General features: G+C 66.5%; 7 protein-coding genes and 1 pseudogene. 3 read left to right on the forward strand and 5 right to left on the reverse strand.

Features of this window, described 5'->3' with window-relative positions; translation table 11 throughout:
- The 3 genes from BST40_RS33425 to BST40_RS26465 all read left to right on the forward strand — a co-directional run.
- On the forward strand, nucleotides 1–1,756 hold a 1,756-nt coding region (locus BST40_RS33425; RefSeq protein ID WP_142276816.1), incomplete at its 5' end, for a MinD/ParA family ATP-binding protein.
- A complete protein-coding gene (gene eccD / locus BST40_RS26460; protein WP_083156256.1) occupies nucleotides 1,753–3,288 on the forward strand; it encodes a type VII secretion integral membrane protein EccD in 1,536 nt (511 codons plus the stop codon). The genes BST40_RS33425 and eccD, both read left to right, overlap by 4 nt.
- 113 nt (nucleotides 3,289–3,401) lie before the next feature.
- Nucleotides 3,402–4,211 carry a hypothetical protein gene (locus tag BST40_RS26465; RefSeq protein WP_083156259.1) on the forward strand — a complete coding sequence of 270 codons (810 nt, stop codon included), beginning with the start codon at nucleotides 3,402–3,404 and terminating at the stop codon, nucleotides 4,209–4,211.
- Nucleotides 4,212–4,442: 231 nt separating this feature from the next.
- On the opposite strand, the gene BST40_RS26470 is transcribed toward BST40_RS26465, so the two are convergent.
- The 5 genes and pseudogenes from BST40_RS26470 to BST40_RS30330 all read right to left on the reverse strand — a co-directional run.
- The gene (locus BST40_RS26470; protein WP_083156262.1) at nucleotides 4,443–4,754 is read right to left on the reverse strand and encodes a hypothetical protein; all 312 of its coding nucleotides are present in this window, start codon (nucleotides 4,752–4,754) and stop codon (nucleotides 4,443–4,445) included.
- Nucleotides 4,755–4,758: 4 nt separating this feature from the next.
- The gene (locus tag BST40_RS26475; RefSeq protein ID WP_083156265.1) at nucleotides 4,759–5,001 is read right to left on the reverse strand and encodes a hypothetical protein; all 243 of its coding nucleotides are present in this window, start codon (nucleotides 4,999–5,001) and stop codon (nucleotides 4,759–4,761) included.
- Between the two features lie 179 nt (nucleotides 5,002–5,180).
- On the reverse strand, nucleotides 5,181–7,487 hold the full coding sequence (locus tag BST40_RS26480) for a secretion protein EspK (protein ID WP_083156268.1): 2,307 nt from the start codon (nucleotides 7,485–7,487) through the stop codon (nucleotides 5,181–5,183).
- A gap of 393 nt (nucleotides 7,488–7,880) precedes the next feature.
- Nucleotides 7,881–8,219 (reverse strand): YbaB/EbfC family nucleoid-associated protein, encoded by a 339-nt coding sequence (locus tag BST40_RS26485; RefSeq protein ID WP_036395221.1) that lies wholly within the window; start codon nucleotides 8,217–8,219, stop codon nucleotides 7,881–7,883.
- A gap of 5 nt (nucleotides 8,220–8,224) precedes the next feature.
- Nucleotides 8,225–8,419, reverse strand: a pseudogene (locus tag BST40_RS30330) (type VII secretion system ESX-1 target EspB); the annotation flags it as partial.
- Nucleotides 8,420–8,451: the final 32 nt, after the last annotated feature.

The raw sequence follows: 8,451 nt of genomic DNA on the forward strand, positions 1-8,451 counted from the left end.
GCCACAACCCCCGGAGACTGCGCCGCCGGGCAAACCGGTCGCCGCAGCTGAACCGCCGGCCGGCAAGCAACCCTCGGCCGAACCGCCACCGGCACCACCGTCACCCAAACCACCCGTCGCACCGATGCCGATGGGCGCGCCGCCGACGCCCGCACCACAGCGAGCCGAAGCCCCGCGCAGGCCCGCCCCACCGCCACCGGCCGCGACTTGGCGATCACCATCGCCGCCAGCAGCACCGCAACCATCGCGGTCGGCCACCGAACCGTTTGCGGCTGCTCCGAATCCACCGCAACCTCCTACCGCGCCGACTCGGTCGGTAGCGACCGAAACGTCGCCACACAACGTTCGGCCCGGCGAGCATCAGCAACCTACTCCGCCCCCCGCGCAACCGCCATCCGATGCTCCCCGGCATTCGCGACGCGCCCGCAAGGGTCACCGCTATCGGCCCGAACCGGACGACGACGAGGCGCCGTCGGCACCCGGTGCCGCCGTTCCGCAACGCCTGCCGACAGACCAGACGCAACCGGCCCCCAGGGTCGGACCGACGACCGCGTTCGCGTGGTTACCGCCAAGCCACTCCGACTCCGATCGTCCGTCGGAGGCCGAGGCCGCCCCGCCTCCTACCGAAACCCATCCCGAACCCACCGGCGGCCGCCGCGCCAGGCGGCGCGCCGATCAGGCCGCTACCGCGACACCAACAACCGCACTGCCTCCGTCGTCCGGGCTGGCGCCCACGCGGGCTCAGCCGCCGGGCCCGGTGCGCGCCCAACCACCGCACTCTCCCGCCCAGGGCCAATTCCCACCTGCTCCGGCCCCGGCAAGGCCGCACAGCGAGCCTGCTGCGGTCGATGGTGGTCGCGCCGGGAAGCCCGCGAAGCTGGTATCCAAACGAGGGTGGCGGCGTTGGGTGCACTCGGTCACCCGGATCAACTTCGGACTGTCACCCGACGAGAAATACGAACTGGACCTGCGTAACCGGGTCAGCACAAGACCTCGCGGCTCGTATCAGATCGCGGTGCTCGGGCTGAAGGGTGGTGCCGGCAAGACCACCACGACAGTCACGCTGGGCACGACACTGGCGCAGGTGCGGGGTGACCGGATCTTGGTGCTGGATGCGGATCCGGGCTGCGGCAACCTCGCCGAACGCGCGGGCCGTTCGTCGCCCTCATCGATCGCGGATCTCCTGGCCGACCCGCAGTTGTCGCACTACAACGACGTCCGCGCGCACACCAGCGTGAACGCCGCCAATCTGGAAATCCTGCCCACTCAGGAATACACCACCGCACGCCGCGGGCTCAGCGGTGAGGACATGCGGATCGCCGTCGACAAGGTATCCAAGTTCTACAACCTCGTCATTGCCGACTGCGGAGCCGGGCTCTTCGACCCGGTGACCCGCGGCGTACTGGAAACATCGTCGGCAATAGTGATCGTGACGAACGTATCGATCGACAGCGCGCGTCAAACCGCGATTGCCCTGGAGTGGTTGCGGCACAACGGATATCAGGACCTTCTGAACCGCGCCTGCGTGGTCGTCGACCACGTTTCTGTTGGCGAGACCAACGTCGCGGAAAAACACGTGGTCCGCCAGTTCCAACAGCAGCTCCAGCCCGGCCGGGTGGTGGTCTTACCGTGGGACAAGCACATCGCGGCCGGTGGCGAAATTCACCTCGAACAGCTCGGCCCGGTCTACAAACGACGAATCCTCGAGCTGGCAGCAGCCTTATCCGACGATTTTGAAAGGGCCGGACGCCGATGAGCGCACCTGCCGTTGCCGCCCCCGCCGCCGCAGCGGGCACAACTCCGCCCAAACCCGCGACCACCCGGGTGACCATCCTTACCGGCAAACGGATGACAGACCTGGTGCTGCCCGCGGCGGCGCCCATGGAAACCTATATCGACGACACCGTCGCGGTGCTAGCCGATCTGCTGGAAGACACCCCGCCCGACGTTTTGGCCGGCTTCGACTTTTCCGCACAGGGAGTGTGGGCCTTCGCCCGTCCCGGATTCCCGCCGCTAAGACTGGATCAATCGCTCGACGAAGCCGGCGTGGTCGACGGCTCATTGCTCACCCTGGTGACCGTGAGCCGGACCGAGCGGTATCGACCGCTCGTCGAAGACGTCATCGACGCGATCGCGGTGCTTGACGAATCGCCGGAGTTCGACCGCTCGGCCCTGAATCGTTTTGTTTACGTGGCGATACCGGTAATGACCCTGCCGATCACCGCGGTCGCCATGCGGGCGTGGTGGGCAACCGGCCGCAGCCCGTTCTGGCCGCTGGCAGTAGGCCTGATCGGCGTCGCGGTCCTGGTGGGCTGCTTTGTCGCAAAGCGCTTCTACCAGAAAAAGGGCCTGGCCGAGAGCCTGCTGCTCACGGCCTACCAACCGCTCACCGCCGCGGCGGCGATCGCCGTTCCGCTGCCGCGTGGAGTCAACTCGCTGGGAGCTCCGCAGCTCGCCGCTACCGCCACGGCCGTCTTATTCCTGACGCTGATGACCCGCGGCGGTCCTCGGCGGCGTCATGAATTGGCGTCGTTCGTCGCGATCACATCCATCGCGACCATCGCCGCCGCCGTCGCCTTCGGCTACGGCTACCAGCACTGGGTCCCTGCGGGCGCGATCGCATTCGGGCTGTTCATCGTCACGAATGCGGCCAAACTGACCGTCGCCGTCGCGCGGATTGCGCTACCGCCCATCCCCGTTCCGGGCGAAACCGTGGACAACGAGGAATTGCTCGATCCCGTCACCGCCCAAGACGCCACCAACGAGGAGACTCCGACCTGGCAGGCCATCATCGCGTCCGCGCCGGCGTCCGCCGCACGTCTGACCGAGCGCAGCAAGCTGGCCAAGCAACTGCTCATCGGTTACGTCACGGCCGGGACCCTGGTCCTTGCCGTCGGTTCCATCGCGGTTGTGGTGCACGGACACTTCTTCGTGCACAGCCTGGTGGTCGCGGGCCTGATCACCGTGATCTGTGGATTCCGGTCGCGGCTGTACGCAGACCGGTGGTGTGCATGGGCAATGTTGGCTGCGGCCGTCGTGATCCCGACGGGCTTGGCGGTCAGGCTCAGCCTCTGGTACCCGCACTACGCCTGGCTGATGCTGACCGTTTACCTCGCCACCGCCGTGGTGGCTCTGATCGTCGTGGGAGCCACGGCTCAGGTTCGTCGCGTCTCCCCGGTGATGAAGCGGATTCTGGAATTGATCGACGGCGCCATGGTGGCATCCATCGTTCCCCTGCTGCTGTGGATCACCAGCGTCTTCGACATGGTCCGGAATATCCGCTTCTGAGCTGTCAGCGTGCCATTTTCTGCGCTGCACTGGTGACCGAAATTGGCGCGATTGGCCCTATGTGATGTCGGGTAAAATTTGCTCGATGGGTAGCCTACAGAAGGGATTTTGCGATGGCTGAACCACTGGCCGTCGATCCCGCCCGCCTGATCGCCGCTGGAAGCAAACTCGCCGACCTCGTTTTCCCGACGCTTCCGGCGCCAATCGCGGCGACCGGATCCGATCCGATATCCGCAGCGATCAACGAGACGATGCCGGGCATCGAATCACTGGTTTCCGACGGTTTACCCGGCGTCAGTGCCGCTCTCAAGCGGACGGCAACCAGCATGGCCACCGCGGCTGACATCTACCGCAAAGCCGATCAGTCGCTGGGCGACGCTTTGACGCAGTACCAGTTCGACTCCGACGGCCAACAGCGCGAAGCCAGCGGGGTAGCCGGTGCCGCGGCAAACCTGACCGGACAGGCTGGCCAATCGCTGGGTGCTCCGGCCGCCACGCAGCTGCTGGGTGCCCCGGCGGCGCAACTGCTGGGTGCGCCCGCGGGTGTGGTGTCGCAGCTCGGCCAGGCGGTAAGCGCTCAGGCCGAGGCGCTGTCGCCGCGGGTGGCTGCGACGGTGCCACAGGTCGTCCAGCTGGCCCCACAAGCCGGTCAGATGGCGCAGCAAGCATCTCCGATCGCCCAGACCATCAGTCAGTCAGCACAACAGGCGGCCTCACAGAGCTCGCAAGGCGCATCTCCCGCCCAGCTCGCCTCCGACACCAAGCCGGAGCAGCAGGGGCAGCTCGTCGATGACACCCAGAAGGACGAGGACAAAGACGACGAAGACGGCGCCGGAGCCGGCGCAGCCACGTTGGTCAGTGCTCCTGTCCACGCCGCAACGGGCGGCAACGCGTCGGCGGGCTCGGTCGCAGCACCCGTCTGATTTCCAACCGCGGGCACCGGTTTCGCCGAGATCTACCTCAGCGCGACGTTCTGCCTCGATCCTGATGTGCATCAACCGGGGAGCCAACGAGCCGGGCACCACCGATATTCCGGGCGACCCGACACAGCCGGCTCTGAAACTACAAATCCGAAACCGCTCACGCCAGCACGTCAGCCCCGCGAAAGATCGCGGCTAGCAGACATCAGCTCAAGTTATTGACCGAGTGTCAATTCACCCCGGCAGTATTGCGTGGGGATATTCGCTTATCTCACAGGTGACAATGTATGCGATTGGTATCAGCATACCCGCGAGCAGCGGTGCTATTTTATATTTGACAGCTTTCGGATGCTGCCGCCGCAGTCGCTTGTGCGTGACAAGGGCCGAAACGATCCAAATAGTAAGCTCGAAAAACGCGGCGCCGATTACCGAGTAGAATAAAAGGCCAAAGGTCATCGAGGTCATCACCGAGATGAACCAGAGTCCGATGCCGGCGGCCACACCGGTGACACCCCAGATGATCTTGGCTGCGAGGTTCCTCGTCATAGCCTCAGTTTATGCCTCGCCCTGTGGTGAAGAACCCCGTGGCGGCGGCAGCATTTTGCGTGACGTTATTGATATCAGGCTGCCAGGTGTCGCACGCGACCGCGGTGTATCCGCCGCGGAGCATAGGGTCAAAGCTCAGGATGTCTTCGAATCTGGCCCTGCGTAATGAAGCCCCCAATACCAAGGTGTATTTGGCCATCAGTCCGATAGAAGTGAAAGCGGATTGTGCTGCCGGGGCCGTCACCATGGCGGGAGTATCACAGGAACTCGATATTGATGTCGCTCGCGCTTTTGTCTATCTGTGTGGCCCTGACAGGGAAGTTCAGCAATTTCTGCCCAGCTTCCACTGGAACCTTTGCGCACTCACGTCGATCTCGAGCGTCGCCGCTGGTCCGGGCCTGATGTGGCCCCGGTACGCAGCAGGTTTCAGGATGCCGCGGTCAGGGCGCTGTCGAGCAAACCGGTGACATATCGCCAATACAGCCAGTCCTCGACCGCGGGGCGCTGAGCCTCCGCGTCGGCGGCACCGTATGCCTGGTGCAGGGCAATTTCCTGGCAGTGTCCGGAATAGGCCCGAAACGCCCGCAGGTGGGCCACTTCGCGGCCGGTGGCGCTGCTGGTCATCGGCTTCATCAGCTCGAACCACAGCATGTGCCGCTCGTCGTCCGGCGGGTTGGCATCGGCGGGCGCCGGCGGCAACAGGCCAAGCAACTGAAGGTCCTCGGTCTCGGCCAGCTGGGCCGCCGCCGATGGATCCACCACCTCCAGCCGCGGACGGCCGGTCATCTTGCCGCTCTCCGGGATATCGTCCGGCTCCAAAATGATCTTGGCTACGCCGGGATCGGAATTGGCCAACTGCTCCGCGGTTCCGATCACCGCCCGCAGCTTCAGGTCGTGAAACGCGGCCCATCCTTGCACGGCCAGTATCGGGTAGGTGGCGAATTGAGCCTTTTCGTCCGCCGGAATGGCGTGGTCGGCACTGGCCATGAACACGTTCGCGGGCAATTGCACGTGGTCAGGTATGTATGCCAGGCCGTAGCTGTTGGCCACCACGATTTCGCCGTCGGTGGTCACCGCCGTGACCCAGAAGAACCCGTAATCCCCCTCGTCACGGACGTCGGACGCATTCAATGCGGCTGCGATGCGACGCGCCAACCGCAGCGGGTCGGACTTACCGCGGCGGGCACCGGACGCCGCGGCAATGGCATCGCGCGCCGCCCGCGCTGCCGAAACCGGCACCGACGGCAACACCGTGAGGTCGTCGTCGGCCGACTCGCGCTTTTCCTTCTCGGGTGCCTCCGGCGGCGGCGCCGGCCGGGCCGGTGGCGCGATGCGCGCCGATGCCGGGCGAGGAGTCGCTGCCGCCGGTGCCCTGCCGGCTGGGCCCAACGGTGCCCGCCCGGTCGCGGCGCGCGAGCCCGCACTGGACGCGGCGCTCTGCCCGCTGCTCGGGCCGGCGCCCGCTGATGCTGCGGGAGCGGCGGTTCCGCCGGACATTCCGCGAGCGGCAGCCGGCATCCCGCCGGCGGCTGCGGGCGCCATCGGCTGTGACGACGACCCGTCGTCGCCATGCGACGGGCCCGACGGAGCCGTCGGTTGCGCGGACGGCATCGACGGCGCCTCCGTCGCGGCCGCGGGCTTCACATGAGCGGGCTCGGTCGACGGGGTATGTGGCGTCGACGGGGTTCCCGGATCGCTCGGCATCGACGGCTGGCTCGGTGATGGCGACGGGCCCACCGGAGCCGGTTGCGGGCTCGGCGCCGGTGCCGGCGCGGGAGTCGGTGAAACGGGAGTGGATGGGCCCGGGGCCGGCGCCGGGGCCGGTGCGGGATTGACCGGAGCGACTGGGCTGGCCGGCTGCTCCGGCTTCGGCTTGACCGGGTTAACCGGGGTGACCGGCTTAGCCGGCTTGCCCGGTGTCACCGGTGGGATCGGGGTCACCGGCGTTCCCGGGGTAACCGGGGGAACCGGCCTGGGGGTGACGGGAGTAACCGGTACGCCGGGGGTTACCGGTTTGCCCGGCGTGACCGGCGGGGCCGGCCGCGGGTTGACCGGAGTCACCGGTGCACCCGGTGTCACCGGCTTGTGCGGGTTGACCGGTGTCGGTTCGAAGGGCTTCGGCGCCGGGGGCGCGGGAGCAGGCTTGCCCGGAGTTGGTACGACCAACGACGGCACCTCGGGGGTGGGAGGCGTGACCTGGTGGAGCAGATCCTGGAGCGCGTTGTGCGGCGGCTTCCAGTTTCTGGACGCCGAGACTCGCTCGGCGGCTTCCGCCACCAGGCTGGCATTGGCGCTGTGCGTGGCGCGCACCAATGACTCGATAGCGGCCTTGCGCGCGTCGGCATCCATGTCGCGGTCGTTCTCCAACGCGATTATTTCCCGTTGCGCCCCGTCCACGTTGTTGCCGATATCCGCCTTTGCCTGGGCTATCAACCCGCCAATATGGCGGTGCCAGGTAATCACCGTTACCAGGTAGTCCTGCAGCGTGCTCATCTGGCTGAGGTTTGCCCCCAGGGCACCGTTGGCGGCATTGGCCGCCCCACCGGTCCATACACCGCCGTCGAAGACCTCGACCTGGTGGTGGCGGCAGGCATCCATCACGTCGGTGAACTGGTGCAAGACCCGGTTGTACTGCTGCGCCCGGTCGTAGAAGGTGTCCTCATCGGCCTCCGGCCACCCGCTCGGCTCGAGCATCTGCCCGGCGTACTCTCCTATCGGCCTCGGAATGCCCATCGCCTACTCTCCTCCCAACCGCCGCCATACCGCAGCGACGAGACCTGCCGGGTAGGTACCCGCAGTGGATCGTTCGACCGGTGCGCACGCTGCACAGCCACGGCGCCGGCTTTGATGCGGCGACGGCTGATGAGCGGTACCGGACGTCATGGTTAACAAGCCTAACCGAGGTTAAGACCAGCTAGATGCGGCAATTTGGGATCAGGGCGGCCGCCGAATCCGGCTCCGCACGGACGCCGGCAACCCTGCCATGGTGATGGCTGCATCGCTCGAACCGCGATGGGACGGGATGCGCGCAGCACGGCGCCAGACGGAATCGCAACACGCCGCAATGGCCCGGCCGGACGCTGAGCGTCAGCGTCCAAGCCGTCGCCGACGTGGCTAAGAACCGAGCTAGATCAGCCCTTTGTTCATCGTGTCGGACAAAGCGGACAGGACCGCGACCAGTTGCTCACCCGCCGCGTCGTTGTACGCCGTCGCCGCGGACTGTGCGTTCATCAGCGCTTCGTTGACCCGCGCCCCGACGACCTCCGCGCCCACCTGCTTCAGCAGGCCCTCCTCGATACGGACCCCGGTCAGCCATTGGTGTCCGTTGATCGTCACCTCGACGGTCTCGGTCTCGTCAGTGCCCCGGAAAGATCCGGTGTTCATCTGATTGAGCGTCCCATCGAGGGCCGTTTGGAACCGTGCCGCCAGCGCTAACGTCTGGGCGACATGCGGGTCCATTTCCATGCTGGTCACTTCGACTCCTTGCTGTCTTGACGACGACGGTTACCGATGACGGCCTCGGTCCACGCCCGGTCCTCGGTGTAAAGCGCCTCGTCGTCTTGCTGGGCGCCCTTGGACTTGGAGCTTCCCTGGCCCTGGCCGTGTGCCCCCATCGGCATGCCCATGCCGCGAGCCGCCAGCAAGATTGATGCACCGCCCCCCGCTCAGCCGCAGGGATTGATCCCCAGCTTCTTGA

The sequence above is a fragment of the Mycobacterium persicum genome, from assembly GCF_002086675.1.
GTDB classification, from domain to species: Bacteria; Actinomycetota; Actinomycetes; order Mycobacteriales; family Mycobacteriaceae; genus Mycobacterium; species Mycobacterium persicum.